Origin of the sequence: Methanolacinia paynteri, assembly GCF_000784355.1 — an archaeon.
Lineage (GTDB): Archaea > Halobacteriota > Methanomicrobia > Methanomicrobiales > Methanomicrobiaceae > Methanolacinia > Methanolacinia paynteri.
In genome coordinates this window covers 7,803-25,520 of the sequence record NZ_KN360945.1, presented here as the reverse complement: position 1 = coordinate 25,520, position 17,718 = coordinate 7,803, and the positions used below count along the sequence as shown (strand labels likewise).

At 50.7% G+C, this 17,718-nt stretch carries 22 protein-coding genes; 5 read left to right on the top strand and 17 right to left on the bottom strand.

Annotated elements, in window-relative coordinates; all coding sequences use genetic code 11:
- The 3 genes from cfbD to cfbA all read right to left on the bottom strand — a co-directional run.
- Window positions 1-757 (bottom strand): Ni-sirohydrochlorin a,c-diamide reductive cyclase catalytic subunit (cfbD, locus tag METPAY_RS13945; protein ID WP_048153176.1); only part of this gene is annotated, 757 nt, incomplete at its 3' end.
- A 4-nt stretch (window positions 758-761) separates the two neighbouring features.
- On the bottom strand, window positions 762-1,979 hold the full coding sequence (cfbE, locus tag METPAY_RS13940; RefSeq protein ID WP_048153172.1) for a coenzyme F430 synthase: 1,218 nt from the start codon (window positions 1,977-1,979) through the stop codon (window positions 762-764).
- Between the two features lie 44 nt (window positions 1,980-2,023).
- On the bottom strand, window positions 2,024-2,428 hold the full coding sequence (gene cfbA / locus METPAY_RS13935) for a sirohydrochlorin nickelochelatase (protein WP_013328945.1): 405 nt from the start codon (window positions 2,426-2,428) through the stop codon (window positions 2,024-2,026).
- Window positions 2,429-2,507: 79 nt separating this feature from the next.
- Between cfbA and METPAY_RS13930 the strand changes: the two genes are divergently transcribed.
- The 4 genes from METPAY_RS13930 to METPAY_RS13915 are packed head-to-tail and all read left to right on the top strand — an operon-like array spanning window position 2,508 to window position 5,489.
- Entirely contained in the window at window positions 2,508-2,972 is a 465-nt protein-coding gene (locus METPAY_RS13930) for a Holliday junction resolvase (protein WP_048153171.1), read from the top strand.
- 27 nt (window positions 2,973-2,999) lie between these two features.
- Window positions 3,000-4,142: a methanogenesis marker 9 domain-containing protein gene (locus METPAY_RS13925; RefSeq protein WP_048153170.1), complete on the top strand. Its 1,143-nt coding sequence runs from the start codon at window positions 3,000-3,002 to the stop codon at window positions 4,140-4,142.
- The gene (locus METPAY_RS13920) at window positions 4,108-4,944 is read left to right on the top strand and encodes a triphosphoribosyl-dephospho-CoA synthase (protein WP_048153169.1); all 837 of its coding nucleotides are present in this window, start codon (window positions 4,108-4,110) and stop codon (window positions 4,942-4,944) included. The genes METPAY_RS13925 and METPAY_RS13920 overlap by 35 nt, the downstream gene beginning before the upstream one ends.
- Entirely contained in the window at window positions 4,932-5,489 is a 558-nt protein-coding gene (locus METPAY_RS13915; RefSeq protein WP_048153168.1) for a DUF447 domain-containing protein, read from the top strand. The genes METPAY_RS13920 and METPAY_RS13915 overlap by 13 nt, the downstream gene beginning before the upstream one ends.
- A 139-nt stretch (window positions 5,490-5,628) precedes the next feature.
- Here the strand turns inward: METPAY_RS13915 and METPAY_RS15600 are convergent, their stop codons facing one another.
- The 5 genes from METPAY_RS15600 to thiD all read right to left on the bottom strand — a co-directional run bounded on the left by METPAY_RS15600 (window position 5,629) and on the right by thiD (window position 8,252).
- Window positions 5,629-6,015 carry a type IV pilin gene (locus METPAY_RS15600; protein ID WP_048153167.1) on the bottom strand — a complete coding sequence of 129 codons (387 nt, stop codon included), beginning with the start codon at window positions 6,013-6,015 and terminating at the stop codon, window positions 5,629-5,631.
- Window positions 6,016-6,222: 207 nt separating this feature from the next.
- Entirely contained in the window at window positions 6,223-6,660 is a 438-nt protein-coding gene (locus METPAY_RS13905) for a cytochrome P450 family protein (RefSeq protein ID WP_048153166.1), read from the bottom strand.
- A gap of 3 nt (window positions 6,661-6,663) precedes the next feature.
- Window positions 6,664-6,942, bottom strand: coding sequence for a DUF7521 family protein (locus tag METPAY_RS13900; RefSeq protein WP_048153165.1), 279 nt, complete (start codon window positions 6,940-6,942; stop codon window positions 6,664-6,666).
- Window positions 6,932-7,399 (bottom strand): Lrp/AsnC family transcriptional regulator, encoded by a 468-nt coding sequence (locus METPAY_RS13895; RefSeq protein ID WP_048153164.1) that lies wholly within the window; start codon window positions 7,397-7,399, stop codon window positions 6,932-6,934. Before METPAY_RS13895 ends, METPAY_RS13900 begins: the two co-directional genes overlap by 11 nt.
- A gap of 34 nt (window positions 7,400-7,433) precedes the next feature.
- On the bottom strand, window positions 7,434-8,252 hold the full coding sequence (thiD, locus tag METPAY_RS13890) for a bifunctional hydroxymethylpyrimidine kinase/phosphomethylpyrimidine kinase (RefSeq protein WP_048153163.1): 819 nt from the start codon (window positions 8,250-8,252) through the stop codon (window positions 7,434-7,436).
- Between the two features lie 422 nt (window positions 8,253-8,674).
- On the opposite strand from thiD, the gene METPAY_RS13885 reads away from it, so the two are divergent.
- Window positions 8,675-10,006, top strand: a complete 1,332-nt coding sequence (locus METPAY_RS13885; protein WP_048153162.1) for an AIR synthase-related protein — start codon at window positions 8,675-8,677, stop codon at window positions 10,004-10,006.
- Between the two features lie 431 nt (window positions 10,007-10,437).
- On the opposite strand, the gene METPAY_RS13880 is transcribed toward METPAY_RS13885, so the two are convergent.
- The 9 genes from METPAY_RS13880 to METPAY_RS13840 form a co-directional block, all read right to left on the bottom strand.
- The gene (locus METPAY_RS13880; protein ID WP_048153161.1) at window positions 10,438-11,157 is read right to left on the bottom strand and encodes a class I SAM-dependent methyltransferase; all 720 of its coding nucleotides are present in this window, start codon (window positions 11,155-11,157) and stop codon (window positions 10,438-10,440) included.
- On the bottom strand, window positions 11,150-12,148 hold the full coding sequence (locus METPAY_RS13875) for an AAA family ATPase (protein ID WP_048153160.1): 999 nt from the start codon (window positions 12,146-12,148) through the stop codon (window positions 11,150-11,152). The genes METPAY_RS13880 and METPAY_RS13875 overlap by 8 nt, the downstream gene beginning before the upstream one ends.
- Complete coding sequence (locus tag METPAY_RS13870; RefSeq protein WP_048153159.1) at window positions 12,135-12,866, bottom strand: 4-phosphopantoate--beta-alanine ligase; 732 nt, start codon at window positions 12,864-12,866, stop codon at window positions 12,135-12,137. Before METPAY_RS13870 ends, METPAY_RS13875 begins: the two co-directional genes overlap by 14 nt.
- Window positions 12,863-13,735: a pantoate kinase gene (locus METPAY_RS13865; RefSeq protein ID WP_048153158.1), complete on the bottom strand. Its 873-nt coding sequence runs from the start codon at window positions 13,733-13,735 to the stop codon at window positions 12,863-12,865. The genes METPAY_RS13870 and METPAY_RS13865 overlap by 4 nt, the downstream gene beginning before the upstream one ends.
- Window positions 13,711-14,862, bottom strand: coding sequence for a bifunctional phosphopantothenoylcysteine decarboxylase/phosphopantothenate--cysteine ligase CoaBC (gene coaBC, locus METPAY_RS13860; RefSeq protein ID WP_048153157.1), 1,152 nt, complete (start codon window positions 14,860-14,862; stop codon window positions 13,711-13,713). The genes METPAY_RS13865 and coaBC overlap by 25 nt, the downstream gene beginning before the upstream one ends.
- Complete coding sequence (locus METPAY_RS13855; protein WP_048153156.1) at window positions 14,859-15,752, bottom strand: class I SAM-dependent methyltransferase; 894 nt, start codon at window positions 15,750-15,752, stop codon at window positions 14,859-14,861. The genes coaBC and METPAY_RS13855 overlap by 4 nt, the downstream gene beginning before the upstream one ends.
- A 6-nt stretch (window positions 15,753-15,758) precedes the next feature.
- Entirely contained in the window at window positions 15,759-16,802 is a 1,044-nt protein-coding gene (locus tag METPAY_RS13850) for a 60S ribosomal export protein NMD3 (RefSeq protein WP_048153155.1), read from the bottom strand.
- A gap of 3 nt (window positions 16,803-16,805) precedes the next feature.
- Entirely contained in the window at window positions 16,806-17,093 is a 288-nt protein-coding gene (locus METPAY_RS13845) for a DUF424 domain-containing protein (protein WP_048130664.1), read from the bottom strand.
- Between the two features lie 58 nt (window positions 17,094-17,151).
- Window positions 17,152-17,718 (bottom strand): TatD family hydrolase (locus tag METPAY_RS13840; protein WP_048153154.1); only part of this gene is annotated, 567 nt, incomplete at its 5' end.

Here is a 17,718-nt window from a genome sequence, read left to right as displayed (position 1 = left end):
CAGATCTGATTCCCGAGAGGATCGTCTCCGCATCCCGCCGTATCTTCGGAAGCCCCCTGTTTTCCAGGTTCACCACATATGTGATATCGGCGTCCGGGCATCTCTCATGCAGTGCGATTAGAGCGTCGGCAAACATATATGCAGTCTCTTTTTTTGCATTGAGTATCGCAATCCCTTTTTTGCCGGAACAGGCAGACTCCACGAGGCGTCCCGCGACAACATGTTTGAGATCCCCTCTCGACGGCTGGACATAAGGCTTGTATGCAGCACCTCTCTTTCTTTCAACCTCGTTTGCGGCTTTAAGGAGCCTCTTCTGCCTCTCGAGCTCATCCTCATCGATCCATCCCGCCTCGGCTGCAGGTTCGAGAGCGGCAATTACACCGTCGATATTCTCCCTGAACCCTGCGTGAATGTCAACTGCTATTGCAGGAGTCCCGATGCCCGAGTCTATTATTGCAGCTTCCATGTCCTCGCCGATGATCATCGAGACACATGTCCCGACAACCGCGATCCTTTGAGGTTTGAACTCCTTTTCCGCGTACCTCAGGACATCTTCAAGAACCTGCTGCCCCCCGAAGATGAATTCGTTGTCCGCAAGCGAGGTTGTCAGCACCCTGAGCCCGTCCTCTTCCAACAGACGGGCATGTTTGAACGAGCAGCCCGAGGGCCCATGGAGGATCGCAAGATCCACTCCGAGATCCCTGACCGTATAGAGTGCGGCCACGATCGAGCTTGGTCTTGGCTGTATATAGTTCATCTTCTCATCTCCAGGTCTTGACGGACAGGATAATTATCCTGTTTGTTCCGTATTTCATAGCTTTTTCTGCGCCTTCTTCCAGGGAAGATGCACTTTCGAATTTTATTCCCGGCAGAATGATCTTCCTGACATATTCCGGATCTTTTGAAACCACGACAGCCGCATAGGGCATTATATCGGATATTGCGCCTGCGATCTCATCGTCCGGGAAACCTTCACATATATTATCGGCTTCTACACCTATAACAAGCACCTGTTCCCGGCCGGGGGAGATCCTGCGTGCATAAGTTGAAGCCGCAGCTGCGGTTTTTCTGTTTGTGCCGCTGTTTGAATTGTCTATTATCCCGACTCCGTCACGGATGCTGTAGGAGAGCCTTCCTTCAAGTGCCGAAAAGGAACCAAGGCATGAAGGATCTTTTCCAAGGATGCAGCCAGCCGCCGCAGCCGTCATCAGCGCCTCCCTGTAGCCTTCGACCGTGAGGAGTTTGTTGGAAAACTCTCCTTTAATTCCGGCATAATCGAACCTGCAGAGATCATCTTCGACTACAACGATATCGCCTGAGTAATATGCACCCGGAATATCCGCATCAATACCCGGAGCAAGGAGGATCTTTTTGCATCCCTTAAGAAGCCTGATCTTTTCATCAAGTGCGGACTTTTTCCCGTTTGCAATCGGGTAGTCCGTCCCGGAAGTCAGTATCCCAAGATCCCCAAGACCTGTCACCCCGACGGATTCCTCGGCGATGATCCATTGGTACTCTTTTTCTCCTGCGGCGGCAGAGAGAACCTCGACGAGGGTTGCAGGAGTGATGCTCCTTTTGAAGATTTGTTTTTTCTCCGGGAATCTTACAGTTCCTTTGGATGTATGGAGAATTCCGCACCCGTCTTTTTCCATTAGATGCAGCAACGCATGTGCAGTGGTAGTCTTCCCTCTTGCACCCGTGATCTCGATCAGCAGGGCATCTCCCGGGACCGAAACGGCCATAGCTACGGCTTCATGATGTGATATAACTTTAGCACCTGTATTCAGGAGCCTGTAATCCGGATCGAGATGAACAGGTGCGGCGATAAGGTCATAGACTTTAACTGCCGCTTCATTTTCAGTAACAGATCCGTCCCTGCCCCGGTAGACATCCACGGTATCAACGGCATGACCGGCCCTTTTCAGGTATTCCGCCAGTATTTTCCCGCCATGGATCGTGTCGAGAACAAGGATCTTCATAAAATTGATTTTGCCTTTATTTGAGGCATTTTTTTCTGAAATTATCAGAGATAGTCTTCGACTGCTTTCTTTCCGTTTACGATCATAAGATCGGCGAGCAGTTCGTTCTCTCCTATGGGGTCAGCGAAGACAAGCGGAATCTCCTTGTCGTTAAGCTTGAAGGTTCCATTGTGGCCGCCCTCTTCAATACCCAGAATTTCCGGGATATCTTTGTCTATATGCATTCCCCTTGCAAGGAACAGAGGAACAACCTGGAGCATCTCGATGTCCTCGCCCCTGAAAGATTCGAGTGCCTCCGGGATCGTCGGTTCGCTGAATTCCATGAATCCTGTTTTAACAATGTATCCTGCTTCCTTGCCGGCAATGATCTTTGCCGTATTGTCGATGAGTTGTTTGTTGTATGGCTTTTTGCTGCCATGTCCTACCAGTAAGAATCCGATCTTTGGCATATAGTACAATGTATTACAATCTTATTAAAAAATAATTACCAATTGATTTTTCACTTATTCAAAAGATTATTATATACAAATGAGTGATTTTGAAAGAGATATCGTCAAATGTTTCAACGAATATTTCGAGAGAACCGGGGCAAAGGGATATGCATACAGGCTGAAGCAGTCCCGGTTCATTACACAGTATGTCGACGTTCTCTCGGATTCGCTCGACCCGAGGTATTATCTTGCGATCGAGTGCAAGTCGCTGAAGGGAAAGAAACTCTATTTCACGCAGCACTTCCACGAGGACAAGGATGGTGTGCACCAGGTGGACGCGATATCGGAGTTTATTCAGAAAACCGGAAGACAGGGCTTTCTTGCAGTCGAGTTTCGCGCGGGGGCCGGAAAACCGAAGGAGGCATACCTTCTCCCGTGGAATCTTGTAATCGAATTCAGGAAAAAAAATGCCGGCATTTCAAAGGAAGATTTTTCAGTCGGAATCAGACTGGAGAGATCAGGCGGCGGGTATGTTCTTGCCGGCCCCATCCAAAATCATTAGATATTAAAAACAAACCTATAGGGAAGAATGATGGATCCATATGACAGGTACGAGCTCATTGTAAACGGCCGTACTGTAAAGACACCAATAGCAATAGCCTCAATGGCAGGGATCGTGGATGCGGATTATGTCCTTGCGAGGAAAGAAAATATCGGAATGGCTTTTATCGGCGGTTACTCGATCGATGAAGCGACAATTAATGCAAGTGCCCTGATGGAAGAAGAGGGGCGCAAAGAGTTCATTTCAACCGATCCTGCCGCGACTCTCAAAGCGGAGATTGAAAAACTGGCAGGGACCGATGTCATACCCGGCATCAACCTTAGGGGCAGCAGTCCTGAATCTTTCGTATCGATCGCACACGAACTCGGCGACGGCGTGATATACGAGATCGACGCACACTGCCGCCAGCCGGCGATGATCAGTGCAGGATGCGGCGAGTACTACCTTCAGAATACTGAAAAACTTGCAATGGTCGTATCCGCCCTGAAAAGTACCGGGGTCACGGTATCGGTCAAGATCAGGGCCGGGGTCGTCGAAGACGATTCGGAACTTGCACGCCTGTTATGGAAGGCAGGTGCCGACATTCTCCATGTCGACCTGATGGACTTCGGTTCCTCGAAGATAAAGCAGATAAGAAACAGCTGCCCGCTCTTTCTTATCGCCAACAATTCGGTCAATACATTCGAGAGGATGAAGGACCTGTTCGCGCACGGGGCGGACATGGTCTCCCTTGCACGAAATTCGGATGCCAATACGCTGAATTATCTGGATATGGCAATATCAGCCTATGCAGACGAGACCGGGTGGTACAACTCCCCCAAGCAGCTTTGCAGGGGAGGGGATCTCAGGGGCCTGACCTTCTGCTGTATGCCGGTCAAGCAGTGCCCGCTGATGCCTGCACTTAAGAAAGCAGGGATGACACCGAAGGAATACCACGATCTGAAGATCGAATCGGTCCAGAACACTCCCCTTGCTTCGGGATCGAGTACATGCTTCGGCAGTCTTGCCTGGTGCTGCAAAGGCTCGACTCCCTGTATGTTCAGGGATATCAGCATCAAAAAGGAGGGCATCTCGCTTGCTGACTACATGAGATACAAGCGCCGTCTCTCCGAGAAGATCATGAAAAGGTTGTTTGATGAAGATAACAGAGAAGAAGAGATCGCGGGCTGAGACCGCCCAGATTGCAATGATGCTCGAGGTCTGCACCGGGGTAAAACCCGGTAACGTGGACCGGTATCACGACTATGACGATACATGCCTCGAGCATTTTCTTGCGTCTGCGATTCTCGCAAGGCCTGCATTTGATGAGGCCGAAAATTTTCATTCTTCTGAAAAAGGGCTCGGCGGCATCATATATGAAGCTGTAGCACTTACAAACGTCCACTCCGGCGGCAACACGCATTTCGGTGCCTTTATACTTTTAATTCCTCTTATCGCAGCCGGGACGATCGAAAAAGCTTTGGAACTGATCCATTCCACTACCGTTGATGACGCAATTCTGTTTTACCGGGCTTTCGGGCTTACATCGGTGAGGATGAACGAAACCGACGATATCGATGTAAACGATCCTGCTGCAATCGATTACCTGACGAAGAACGGAATGACCCTTTATGATGTGATGGAATATTCCTCGCCCAAAGATATGGTTGCGGCAGAGTGGACAAACAGTTTCCAGCTGACAAAGAAAACCGCCGAATTCCTGAAGCAGTCGGGGAGGGGAAGGGGAGCAGTCTCCGATGCGTTCATCTCCCTTCTCTCCGGGGAAAAGGATACATTCATCGTGAAGAAGTTCGGCGATGAGACAGCAGAATGGGCGAGAGAACAGGCATGCCTGGTAAAGAAAGGAGAGCTTTCGATCGATGATTTCGATATGATGTGCCTTGAGAAGGGTGTCAATCCGGGATCGATAGCAGATATAATCATTGCAGGAATATATGTTGCCATAAGCGAGGGATGGGAATGGGACTCTTAGGCGAAGGGATCAACGAGATCATTGCGACGACTAGAAACAATGCGGCTCCTATAGGAATTATCGTAAAGGATGGTTCTCCAAAGATGGTTCTCTTTCACGGGACACATACGCTTGAAAATATTCGCAGTGAAGGATGGGTCGTCGCCAATATCATCCATGATCCTGTAATCTATGTAAAAACTGCTTTCGGCGATCTGCCGGAGGATTATTTCTGCAACGAGACTGCCGGAGACATGGCGGTTAAGCGCCTGAAGCACTCGTCAGCATGGATCGTATTTAAAACCGAAATAGAGAGGGATTCGGGCGAAGCGGCGATTGTCAGGCTGGTACCCGTGGCCGAAGAGATAATTGACAACAGGATATACCCTGTCAACCGTGGTTTCAACAGCATAATTGAGGCAACAGTCCACGGGACAAGGTATGTCATGACCCGTGATCCACAGTTGAAGCAGTTGATCGATCACCATGCTTCCCTTGTCCGGAAGTGCGGTGGCAGCCGAGAGAAAGAGGCGCTTGAGCTCCTGTTTGAATATATAACGGAATAATTCCTGAAAGATCATACAGGACTAAACTTTTTAATAATTCGATTTCTCTTGCTTAGGATATTTATGGTACTGAAAGGATTGCTTGGAAACAGAATGGTAATCAGATAAATTGGAATTAAAAAAATTAAAGATATTAGATTTATGGGACACTGGCAACAATCTGTCTGCTACCATCAGTAAACTCTGCTGTAAACGTTACAGTTCCTGATACATCCTTCTTCCAGCCTGTAGTGTTAATATAACCAATTGAGAAATTCCCTGAAAGGGTTTCATTCCCGGTACTGTTCGCCCATGTAATTTCAGTTATCTGTTCAACATTTTTTCCGGCAAATATTGTGAACGTGATCTCTCCATCATCATTTGTACCGGTCTTCATTGTTACATCTTTTTGTGCACTACCTTCAAGGTCACCGGCAAGTCCGAAGACGAATACGGAAATAACTGCTGCCAGAATTACCGTTATTGCCACCATAAGGATGACACCGATGACCGGCGATACACCCTCTTCATTTGTCATGAATTTCATTAATCTCACCTCATAAAAAACCCGAAACCATTATTTCCGATTTACGGATTATTAATACATATTTTCACTATTGAATTTATATACCTTTTGAGCAATTCGGAATTTAAGAATAGTTTGGCCTTCTTTATAGTTTCAGGGAAATATAATTTACCAATCGCAACGACAATGGAAAAAATATTTCCCCTATATTTTGAATAAAAGGAAATTTCAAAAATAAATTGTCAGGCTCTCGCTGGAGTCCAGAAAATGTGACCCCGGCATTATTGATTTTATTACTCCTTTAAGGTACGGAATTGAGATTAGATCCGAATTATCAATTGGATTTTCTTTGGATTTTAATGATTTTGAGACAATGATCTCTGTTTTCTCGTTGTTCTTTTTGATGTTGTAGTCCTGTCCTGATATGAGCAGGATACCCTCTATAACAGTATTGATCTCGATTTGATTGCCAAGCCGTTCCTTAATCTCTTTTCCTTCTTTTATTCCGAGCTCCAGGACGATGTTACAGATTTTTTCATTTATGTACCTGTCATTTTCCAGTATTAATTTCTCAAGAATGTCTTTAGAGAAATCGTGAGGCTTCCAACTCCTGGATATCTTTAAAAACTGCCAGTCTCTTGCAAATGAACTGGTTTTGTTTTGCATCGTTCAGCCTCTGAGAATGGAATAGATTATTACACATATGCCGATGATTGCAAGGCATCTTGAAAAGATCTCCGCCCAAAACCATGCAAAAGTTTCCTGGAAGAAAAGTGCTACAATATCCGGGAGGACTATACCGATTATAATTATAAATACACCATACATCAACAGAAGGATACTCTGCTGTTTTACAAGTTTGTAAGCCTGATACATATATACGATAAGGGCAGCACCCAGCACAAGAGTGATTATCGCAAGGCAGCTGTTTAGAACACTAATATCCATGTAGATCGTACTCCTCAATATTCCAGAATTGCTCTTTTACCTTCTTCACGGTCAGTATCGGTTTAATCTCACGAACTCCCTGGAGTTCGCTGAGCGGAATCAATATGTCTCTCTTGAGTTCGGCTATTTCGGATACCCTGACTTTTGCAAGAAAATCATTGGGTTCCAGCGTTTCGTATACTTCAAGTATATGATCCATTCTCAGGAGATACTGCTCGATATTCGGTTTTTCAAGTGGATCTACTGAGATCGACAGGAATACAATAATCGAATGCTTGAAATATTCCGGATTAACAACAATTGTGAAACGCTGGATAATCCCGCTTGACTTTAACTTCTCAATCCTTTTAAAAACCGTAGATGGGGCAATATTAAGTTTTTTTCCCAAATCCGCCATTGAAGTTCTGCCGTCTTTGGCAAGTTCGTTTAATATGGCATTGTCGACTTTATCCAACATTTTACCCGTTGCTTTAATTTACTCTTATATTGATTTAATATTTATTATTATAATTTCCTGTTTCGAATGAAGGATTCACGCTCATAATATTGCTCTTTCCTGAAAATCCCTGATTTATCGCAGTTTCAATAAATATTTTAGCCTTTGCACAGGCTTCTTCAAGTTTTAAGCCTGATGCAAGGAAAGATGTTATCGCGGCTGACATGCAGCACCCGGTTCCGTGAACTTCAAAAGGATATCTTCTTCCCCTGAACTCGGTCAGTCCCGAATCTGTGACGAGGATGTCTGTTGCATAATCACCTTCCCCGTGGCCGCCTTTGACGAGAACCGCCTTTGCCCCGAGGTCAAGCATAATCCGTCCGGCTTTTTCAATCTCTTCTTTTGTTTTTACCGAGTCCATACCTGTAATATAAGCGGCTTCGTTAAGATTCGGGGTCAGGAGGTATGACCTGGGTATGAGGAGTTCCGTGAGTGCAGATACGCTATTTTTATCCAAAAGCGGTGATCCGCTTGTTGATATCATGACCGGGTCCAGGACGAGTGCAGCGTCATTTGGAAGCGATTCGGAGACAGTTTTTATTATGCCGCCGTTTGCAAGCATCCCGGTCTTGAAATATTTAACATCGTACTCTTCAACGACCGCTTCGATCTGCATCCTGACGGCATCTTCCGGGAGGGGCCAGTATGCCAAAACTTTCTTAGGGTTCTGTGCCGTTACTGCGGCTATAACCGTCAGGCCCCAGACGCCGAGAGAGCTGAATGTCTTGATGTCGGCCTGGATTCCCGCTCCGCCCCCGGAATCCGACCCGCCGATTGAGCAGGCGCATGGAGATCCCGCGTGCACTTTGTTCATGTGATATTATAATCGGGTTTTTTGGTGTTGAAGTTTTTTCTGGTATCTAAATATCTCTATGGGCATAAGCCCCTGACGGGGCAGCCCCATGCTTAATTCGCTACGCGAATTTGCGCAATTACGATAACCCGGCCTGGACGCTACCCATTCGGGTAGCCTCGGCCGGGAGAAATAAATTTAATTTTGATTATTAAATCAGTTGGATTCCCACCGGAAAAGGAAATACGGAGCCTGAGGGACGCTAGCCCGTCCCGACGGCGACCTATCGCCATAGAGGGGGAGGGTCACAGGGAGGGGGAAACCTCCCCCTCCCCGATACAATACTGCTAAAAGAGATTCAAGCGCCCTTTTTCTTTCAGAAAAAACCGCCTTCCTATACAACTTCATGCACTTTTTTCTGTTATCGGAGCAGATATGTCATCATGGATGTTGAGCAGTTCGCACGCGACGGAATTGCATCGGGTGCGGCGAGAGATTCGGTCACAGATAAGCTTGCGGACCGGATCGTCGAGATAAAAAAATGCGATCCCGGGTTTGCGCATGATTTTGCCGCGGCAGTTGTCCTCGAAGTGGAAAATTCCCTGAAAATGAAAGGCGACCTGGCAGGTTTCGAACCGTCCGGCGTTTCAATGGGCGAATTCGGCGTCGGTTCAAGGGGTGCGGGGGACTTCTTTGCTCACAGGCAGTTCCCCCGGATTATCGGCTCCGGCCAGGCGGCAGTTGGTGTCGATGAGATGGACGATGCAGGGGTTGTCAGTGCAGGCGGACAATATATAATCGCAACAGTCGACGGGATGCATTCCCGCCTCTCTGACTATCCTTTCCTCGCGGGATTCCACGTGACCCGTGCGACGCTCAGGGACGTCTATGTCATGGGGGCGAAACCGGTCGCTCTCATCTCTGATATCCATGTTGCAGACGACGGGGACGTCGCAAAGATCTTCGAGTATACGGCAGGCATATCAGTCGTAAGCGAGATGATGAATATCCCTCTCGTTAGTGGATCGACACTCCGTATCGGCGGGGATATGGTCATAGGGGAACGCTTAACCGGCTGTGTCGGTGCAGTGGGCGTCGCCGAACACCTGACAGCACGAAAATCGACCGTTCCCGGCGATGTAATCCTGATGAGCGAAGGTGCGGGTGGAGGAACCATCGCGACCGCAGGCATATATTCCGGGTATCCTGAAGTGGTCGATAAAACGATCAACCTCTCGTTTTTGAAGGCCTGCGAGGCCCTCTTAAAGAGCGATGTGCTCAACGAGATCCATTCAATGACCGATGTCACCAACGGCGGCCTGCGGGGGGATGTCTATGAGATGGCCGAGACCGCCGGGGTCAGGATCGTGATCGAAGAGGAGAACCTGCGGTCGCTGATCGATCCCGACGTTCTTAAGATGCTCGACGATCTGGAGATCGATTATCTCGGCGTATCCCTGGATGCACTCCTCGTAGTCGCACCGCCGTCCGCAGCCGAAGAGATCATCAGAACTGTCGGTGAGGCCGGAGTGAGAATGACAAAGATAGGATATGTCGAATCCGGCCCGGCTGATTCAAAGCTCCTGTCCTCAGGAAAGATGATCGATTTCCTGCCGCGTTTCAGGGAATCGGCCTATACTCCCGTCAAGAAGGTCGTCGACAAAACGCCCGGCGACTTCGAAGAGATGAAGGAGAAGGTGGCCGGAGCCGCTGACAGGGCAATAGAGAAGAAGATGCGTGTAATCGAACTTCTGAAAAAAGATAAAAATCAGTGATAAAATTGGTTCTTCGCTGTTTCATGTGGGTAAATAATTTCGGGATAGCACATATCCTCACATACCTTATTTTACCTTCCCTAGGCGACCCCGGCACCGGCGGTCAAACCGCCGGACGGCCCCTGCCCAGGGGCCTTGCCCTAAGATAGCCCTCCCACGGCACGCTCAGAGAACCGACAAGGGTTCCCTAAGCTGTTGAATTTGATTTTTACAGGAACTTTTTTTGGTATATTCCATTCCGTACACACCATAAATTCCCGCGTCTCGCCGCTCAGGGGATACTCGTCTATCCCCTGAGTGGCCTATCACAATTGAGAGGCCCCGGGGTCGGGGCCGATCCGCGAATCTGCTGTGCGGTTCGCGGCGAGGGGTTGTCAAAAGTAGTTGAATATAATCTTTATATTCACACAGATTAGCGAAGAGCCCTAAAATTATTCTTTCTTTTCCGGTTTTCTCCCTGAGGCACACAGGTTAAATGCAAGATAGGGCATCCTGCTCTCAATAAACGGCTCCATCTTTTTTGACAGGTAATAGACGGACGGCCTCAGGTCGACATGGGCGAAAGAGCGCCTGAAAACATTCGTATCGACAAATCCTACATCTTCAAGGAGTTTTCTGATCTCTTCCTCCTTGTAATAATGTTCGCTGAAATACGCCATTCCGACCCTTTTCACGTTCAGCTTTTCCCCGATCCTGTATGCCGCCGGAACCAAAGAAGTAAAGATGTTCCTCCCCAGGGTGCAGATGGACAACGAACCGCCCGGTTTCAACACCCTGAACGACTCCTCAAGCATCGATTCCGGGTGCTGGAAGTAGGAGAATGCAAGAAGTGACGATACCGCATCGAAGGACTCATTTCTGAAGGGAAGCACCTCCGCAGTTCCCAGAGCGACGTCGGAGACCTTCCTTGTCTTTGCCCTCCTAATCATCCCCTGGCTGATATCGATCCCTATCGCTTCCCTCCCGGTCTTAAGATACCGCTGCATGAACAGGCCGGTGCCGCAACCGATATCAAGGAGCTTTCCGTCCTTCGGGAGTGCGGATATAACGCCGTCGCATATGTGGCTGTAATAGTCGCGGCCGTTGCTGGCATCGTAATGGTTGTCGTAATCGTCGGCAACCTTGTCATAGTGGACCGAGACCTTACTCAAAGGACACCTCCGCAATTATCTCTGCAAGTGCCGCGTTCACCTGGACGAATTCATTGCCCGCGTGGCAGAGCCTGATGTCCGCATCAGCGAGAGCAATTGCGATCCTTTTATCGTTATACTCGAGGTTTGCAACCTTCGAGATCTCCGATATGACCTCACTGCCCGAAAGGCCGTACTCTATCATCAGCATCTCCGCTGATTCCTTTGCCTTCTGGAAGTTGCGGTCTTTCATTGCCGAAAAAAGCGACCGGGCGATCATTTCGGTCTCCGATCCTGATATGTCCGCAAGATCCAGGCTTCCTCCCTTCATTACGAACAGCTGGAGGTATGTGACGGCCTTTCTGCAGTCGCCCTTTGCAGAGCCTGCTATGAACTCGAGATCCTCTTCGGATATCGCGAACCCGGCGCCCGCATCATACGATATCTCCTTTAAAACCGAGATTATCTCTTCGTTGTCGAGGGGCCTGAAAAAAAGCGGAAGACATCTCGATGCGATTGCCGGGATGACCGAGGTCTGCTGCTGTGTCATGAGAACAAACCGGCAGGTGGCACTGTATTTCTCCATGATTCTTCGCAGGGCCGCCTGTGCATCGAAGGGAAGAAGGTGGGCCTCTTCGAACGCGATTATCTTGAACTCCGCGTTAAACGGCTTCATGGAGGCGTACCACCTGACTATACGCTTGAAGTTCGAGAGAACGCTCTCGTCTTTTTTATAAAGGTGGGAGAACTTATCCATATTCTCAAGCCATGATTTTCCGTGGCGGAACAATGCTCCCGATTCGATTATCGTTAAATTATCTGCAGAATACTCCCCGTAGATCCCCCTGGCAAGGCACTCAAGTGCACAGCTTTTCCCTGTCCCGTGCGGGCCGAAGAGCAGAAGATGAGGCAGCTTCGAGCTGGCTACAAAACCTTCGAGATGGCCTATAACCTCGTCCTGCCCTTTTATTTCTGAAAATTTCGTCGGCCTGTATTTTTCAATCCATAGCATTGGTGAGGTTCCCCATTATCTCATTCACTGCTGAGTTGAGGAAATATTTGTTGTCAATACTCCTTATTAACTTCTTAATCTCATCGCTGTCCAGCCGGCCGCAGGCTTCGGTGATATTCGGAAGGGCACGTGTGATCTCATCGACTATGGTGAGTGTCGCGGTCTTCGCGGTTCGTGAGAGCGGGTTTAGATCTATTGTAATAACGGTCTTTCCCATGTCCACAAGGGCGGAGCAGCGGTCACCGTCTTCGAGCGGGACGAGGATTACATCGCAGCTGTAGATTCCGTCCCTCAGGCAGAGCGCCCTGTCGTGGGAGAGCGGGAGCAGTCTCTCGAACTCTCCCTTAAGAACGGTAACTCCTTCGTCCTCGAGGAGTGCGGTTATCTTTTCGACCCTCTCCTCCGTCCTGTGGAAGAGGTTCACCTCGACTGCGGCACCGGTCGCCTTCTGGAGATCGGCGATCTCCTTTGCCGCAAGTGCCGCCGCATTTCCGTTTACTGATATTACCGGCTTCTTTGCATTGAGGAAGAGGGCTGCCGCGGTTTTTTCTGCGAGAAGCGCACTCTCCGTCGTCTTCTCCCCGATGAGATAATCGAATGCCTCTCCTCTTCCGTGGGAGCCGACGCCCTCCATCGCCACGATTCCTTTCAGTGCTGCATCGGCGATCTTCTCTCTCATTACAAGCGAACGGTATCTCGGGTGATCTTTGGGTATCATATCTTATCTTCTCCATCTCCGGTGAATCCGGTCTTCGACATGTGCATCTCTTCAGGCGTTCCGAAATCCCGGAGGACAGCGGATGCATTTTTCCCGTATGCGGCGACCCCGTTTCCGAGCATGGTCATGAATGCCGGGATCTTCTTAGAAGCACAGGCGGAGAGGACATCGCGTACTTCAGGGGTGATGAATCCTGATCTTTCGGAGAACTCGCCTGCCGTCCGGAAGAACTCCGCCGGGCTCCCCGGGCAATTTCCCGAATAAGCATCTTCGATCCTTTTTACGGCATTCTCCTCCCCGAGAACACCCGCTGTAGGAAGCGGACCGAAGTTCAGGACGAATATCGGCTCATCCATATCGTAGCGCCTGATGATCTCTCCTTTCAGGCCCGGGCTTCTCCGGCATACATAGCCTCCGCCAGCGATCGCGGGGACGTCCCCGAGACCTGTCCTCAGGGAAACTTCCGTCTCGTATGCGATTCTGAATATCTGCTCCTTTGACAGGCGAATTCCCGAGACCCGTGACGCCGCCGCAAGCGAGGATATGATCGCGGCACCGCTGAGGCCGAAGCCCGATTCAGGTGGAAGATCGCTTCTCGTAACGATCTCCGCCGTGATCCCTGCGGTTTTAAGTGCATGCTCCACCGGAGAGGAGCCTTTGACAGTCTTCAGGACAGATCCGTCGCTGCCGGTGTAAAGGCAGGTGACTCTGGTCTCGTCCGAGGGAACGGCGGTCGATTCAACTCCCCTGTCGATCACGATTCCGCCGCCGACACTCCCCGGGAGGCCCTCGGAAACTATGAATACGGGCTTAAACCATCCCGATATATGTCCGGGGCAGAAGGCTACAGCTTCCCGATCTCTTTCCATATCGCCGCCGCAATCTCCTCTTTTCTTCCCTCAACACTGCTTTCGCCGCCGGAAGTCACGAGGGTGTAACTGCCTGTCTCCCCTCCCATCGATTCAGGGGTATTTACCGCGACAAGGGAGACCCCGGACCCGATCATCTCGCGTGCCTTCTCCATCTCGTTCCAGCCGAGTTTGAAGGCGATGACCTTTGTTCCGGGATTCCTAAGCACCTCGTCGACAAGTTTGGGAAGTGTCTTCAGCCTGATCGCCGTGGGGGTCCCGCTCGGGATCTTCCCTTCGAATCTTTCCGGTGCAAAGTCGGAGATCGCCGCAGCGCTTACATAATAGCCGGGATTTTCACTTTCCAGGATATCCAGTACGGCCTCCCTCATCTCGGAGGCGCTCCTGATCCCGATATTCCTGACGAGCGGGATCTCCTCCCCGCCGTGCACTACCGTGACGTCCGCACCGAGCCTGAATGCGGCAAGAGCCATCTCCCGGCCCATTGCTCCGCTCGACCTCGTCGTCATCACCCTGACGTCGTCTATCTCTTCGACGCATGCACCGGAGGTGATCAAAACCTTCTCTCCCGCAAGAGGCTTTTCCGAAAGCTCCCTCTCGACGGTAAGGACGATCTCCTGCATCGAGGGGATCTTCGCCTTGTTCTCCTCCATCAGCGGGGAGAGGACGGTGATATTCCAGCCTTCGAGCTTTGCAATCGCGTCCCTGACCGCGGGGTGGTTGTACATGCTCTCGTGCATCGCAGGTACTACAACGACTGGCATACCTCTTCCTATCGCGGTCGTGGCAAATGTCGTAACGGGCGTGTCGTCGATTCCGGCGGCAATCTTACAGATCGTATTTGCGGTCGCAGGAGCGATCAGGAGTAGGTCAGCTTCCCCTCCGATCCCGCAGTATTTCACGTGCTCGATCATGCCCGAGATCGAGGTTATCGCAGGGAAGTCGCAGGCATAAGTGAGTGCATCCGGATGAATAATTCCGCAGGCAGCTTTGCTCATAACCCCTCTCACCGACGCACCCTTTCTCCTCAGTTCGCGTGCGAGTTTAATGACCTCGACCGCTGCGATACTGCCCGTAACACCGAGGACTATCGTCTTGTTCTCAAGTGTCTGAAGTTTCTCCTTCATTCAAGCCTCACGTCCTGCACCGTATGCCAGCTCCCTGGAGAGTACTTCTTCACCCTCCTGAGAGTTACCACTGCTGAAAAACCATATTCTCCTGCGGTATCTATAATCTTGTCATTGCCTCCCGTGCCGCCGTCGATCGCGTGGAGGTGGATCGTTCCGCCGCTCTTCATGTGCGGGAGGATATTGCCGAGCATCGAAGGTGCGTCGAAATGGCCCATAACGGCCCGGTCGTATTCGCCTTTCAGGAGATCCCGGCAGTCTCCGTTCTCTGCCGTGACGTTTTCGTCGACACAGTTCTCGGCAATATTCTCTTTGAGGTAACCGAAGGAAACGGGATTTATCTCCATCGCATGCACGGATGCACCGGCCTTTGCCATCGGGATCGTAAAATATCCGATCCCCGCGAACATGTCGGCGACCCTTTCGGTCTCCTTCCCCGGTGCACCAGCGACAAACTCTGCCATCCTCTTCTTCTCCTCGCGGTTTCCCTGCGCAAACATCACCTTCGATGGATCGAGCCGGAAGCTGTACCCTTCCTCCCTGTGGAGAACATCGCAAGACTCGCCGTAAAGTGTCTCTGTCTCAGGGAGACGCATGATCTCCCTGTAATTTTTTATGTACAGGACTGCACGGGGATTCTTCCATTCGATAAGACCCTTCAGGTCGGAATCATCCGGCCTCTCACCGTGGAAGACCGCGATGTCGCCTATCATCTGGTATCCCCTTCCCCTGTAGGGCCGTCTTTCGTCGAGCTGCGTATCGGCCGGATAACCGGTTCGTACCGGAACATATGCCGTATCGCCGGAGACGAAGGGCTTCCTGTTCTTGTCAACCCATTCGTCGGCCATCGCGGCCGCAAGTGAATCCAGCAGAATCTTTCTGGCCCGCATGTCTCTCTAACCCAGGAGTATGATCGCGTCTTTTTCCCTGTCGCGGATGAACCGGACCTCGGTGCCTTCGGTGACCTCGAGCCAGGGCTTTCTGATACATTCGATATTCACGTATGTCTTCGGGTCGAGCATCCCGAAGGTGTCGTTCTCCCTGTACGCGACGAAAGCGGTCTCCGAGTCGAGTACGTTTCCAACGAGCCGTGCGGGTTCGTTCTCGTTGACATACCTGATCTCGCCGTTCTGCAGGTCGAAGAGCTTCATGTTTCCCGATTCGTTGGAACGGAGCTCGAAGTATTCTTTACCAATCTCGAGAATGTCGCCACGCCTGAATTTCGGCAGCCTCACAGGGTATGTTATCCTGTAGACCTGCTTTCCGTTCTTCTCCCCGATGAGTTTCGGATGACGGGTATATTTTCCGCCCAGGCGATTCTTGATCTCCTTGGCTATCGACTCTCCGATCGTATGGCTGCTGATGACGAGATCGACGCCGTCCTTTGTCTCTTCAGTCTTCGTTATGAACGAGAGGCGGTCGCCGCTGTTCTGGCAGGAGTCTTCAACAGAGTAGGCGATCTCGACCGCCTTCGCCTTCTCCCAGTCATCCGGTTTCCTGCCGTCCGCCCTGACCTGTATGACCCCGGCATAGTAGTTCCCGGAGAGCCTGCTGCACCGGTCGCACTGCTCGCCGATCCATACAATCAGGATGTTGCATGACTGCTCAACCTGAATCCCGTATAGCGTGGCTTCGACTGTCACCTTCACGCTGGTCCTGTTCGGGGTCGGATCATGGTGAGAGAGGGTGACTTTGATATCTTCGACGTCCTCATGGAGCTTTACTCCCGACATCGCAAGCTCCCCGATCAGGCTCTCCCTCTCGAGGTGGCTGTCAGTCCAGATGCTTCCCGTTTTCAGGGACCCGCAGGTGGGGCACTGGGTGCACTGGACACGCGGCTGGCAGATCATCCACTCGGTCTCTTCGACCCTGCAGTTGCTGCAGAGGCCCTCTTCCGTAGGTCTGCCGCATTTTGGGCATATATTCTGTTTAATATCCATATTTTATAAGATCTGGATGTGCGGGATATCGCCGATCATGAGGCAGGACTCCTGCTCCGCCGCCCCGCATCTGATTGCGACGGATACGACCTTTATGCCCACCAGGTTGGCGTTTTCAGCTTCCTTTAACGCAGTTATGAGTTCTTCTTCAGTTGCCGGGGTATTGCCGTAAAACTTCTCATCGACAAAGAACTCGATATCGCCGAAGGTCAGAGTCCGGTTGAGAAGTTCACGATCGCACGCGGCAACGATCTCTCCCTTGCCGGGCATCTTGTATATTCGGAGATACATTGTATATTAATCGCTTCGATCGGTTAAACTGCTTTGGTAGCAGCAATCGCGGTATTAATCAGAGCGTGATCTCCACGCCGTAGATCTTCTCGGGATTGTCTTTGTGTATCCTGAATGCACTCTCTTCGTCGATCAAACCGCAGTCAAGCATCTTTCTCGTATACCGCGGGACCGATCTCGGGCCGATTACAGATCCGGGCCTCTCGTTGTCGTCCATGTAATCGCTCTCCATCGTCATGAGCCTCCCGGCGTTTGCCATCCCCGGTATCGCCTCGTGCTTCGCGAGCATCGACGGGGTGAGCGGGGTCTCGGGGATTGCGAAGTGCTTGACTACCCTGTAGACCGGCATCTTTGCATCCTCCGCCATCTTTACGACATCCGAACACTTCCCGCTCTCGGCATGGATCTGGAGTGCACACCCGCAATCCGCGGCAAGTTCAATTGCGTGCACGAGCACCCTGTTCGAGGATTCCAGGGTCTCGTCTTCGACGGGATAGTGCGGCCTCCCGTTCTTGAGCGCAACGGCCTTTCCCTCCTTTACGTATTCCGCCGCAATCGAGAGGGCGTCGCACATGATCTTCTCGATCTCTTCGAGAGGGAGTCTGTCCGTCATCCTCGTCATCTC

Excerpts from the sequence above, each read along its gene's own strand:
- cfbE (WP_048153172.1), bottom strand. The coding sequence starts at position 1,979 with ATGAAGATCCTTGTTCTCGACACGATCCATGGCGGGAAAATACTGGCG.
- cfbA (WP_013328945.1), bottom strand. The coding sequence starts at position 2,428 with ATGCCAAAGATCGGATTCTTACTGGTAGGACATGGCAGCAAAAAGCCA.
- METPAY_RS13930 (WP_048153171.1), top strand. The coding sequence starts at position 2,508 with ATGAGTGATTTTGAAAGAGATATCGTCAAATGTTTCAACGAATATTTC.
- METPAY_RS13925 (WP_048153170.1), top strand. The coding sequence starts at position 3,000 with ATGATGGATCCATATGACAGGTACGAGCTCATTGTAAACGGCCGTACT.
- METPAY_RS13920 (WP_048153169.1), top strand. The coding sequence starts at position 4,108 with ATGAAGATAACAGAGAAGAAGAGATCGCGGGCTGAGACCGCCCAGATT.
- METPAY_RS13915 (WP_048153168.1), top strand. The coding sequence starts at position 4,932 with ATGGGACTCTTAGGCGAAGGGATCAACGAGATCATTGCGACGACTAGA.
- METPAY_RS15600 (WP_048153167.1), bottom strand. The coding sequence starts at position 6,015 with ATGAAATTCATGACAAATGAAGAGGGTGTATCGCCGGTCATCGGTGTC.
- METPAY_RS13905 (WP_048153166.1), bottom strand. The coding sequence starts at position 6,660 with ATGCAAAACAAAACCAGTTCATTTGCAAGAGACTGGCAGTTTTTAAAG.
- METPAY_RS13900 (WP_048153165.1), bottom strand. The coding sequence starts at position 6,942 with ATGGATATTAGTGTTCTAAACAGCTGCCTTGCGATAATCACTCTTGTG.
- METPAY_RS13895 (WP_048153164.1), bottom strand. The coding sequence starts at position 7,399 with ATGTTGGATAAAGTCGACAATGCCATATTAAACGAACTTGCCAAAGAC.
- thiD (WP_048153163.1), bottom strand. The coding sequence starts at position 8,252 with ATGAACAAAGTGCACGCGGGATCTCCATGCGCCTGCTCAATCGGCGGG.
- METPAY_RS13885 (WP_048153162.1), top strand. The coding sequence starts at position 8,675 with ATGGATGTTGAGCAGTTCGCACGCGACGGAATTGCATCGGGTGCGGCG.
- METPAY_RS13875 (WP_048153160.1), bottom strand. The coding sequence starts at position 12,148 with ATGCTATGGATTGAAAAATACAGGCCGACGAAATTTTCAGAAATAAAA.
- METPAY_RS13870 (WP_048153159.1), bottom strand. The coding sequence starts at position 12,866 with ATGATACCCAAAGATCACCCGAGATACCGTTCGCTTGTAATGAGAGAG.
- METPAY_RS13865 (WP_048153158.1), bottom strand. The coding sequence starts at position 13,735 with ATGGAAAGAGATCGGGAAGCTGTAGCCTTCTGCCCCGGACATATATCG.
- coaBC (WP_048153157.1), bottom strand. The coding sequence starts at position 14,862 with ATGAAGGAGAAACTTCAGACACTTGAGAACAAGACGATAGTCCTCGGT.
- METPAY_RS13855 (WP_048153156.1), bottom strand. The coding sequence starts at position 15,752 with ATGCGGGCCAGAAAGATTCTGCTGGATTCACTTGCGGCCGCGATGGCC.
- METPAY_RS13850 (WP_048153155.1), bottom strand. The coding sequence starts at position 16,802 with ATGGATATTAAACAGAATATATGCCCAAAATGCGGCAGACCTACGGAA.
- METPAY_RS13845 (WP_048130664.1), bottom strand. The coding sequence starts at position 17,093 with ATGTATCTCCGAATATACAAGATGCCCGGCAAGGGAGAGATCGTTGCC.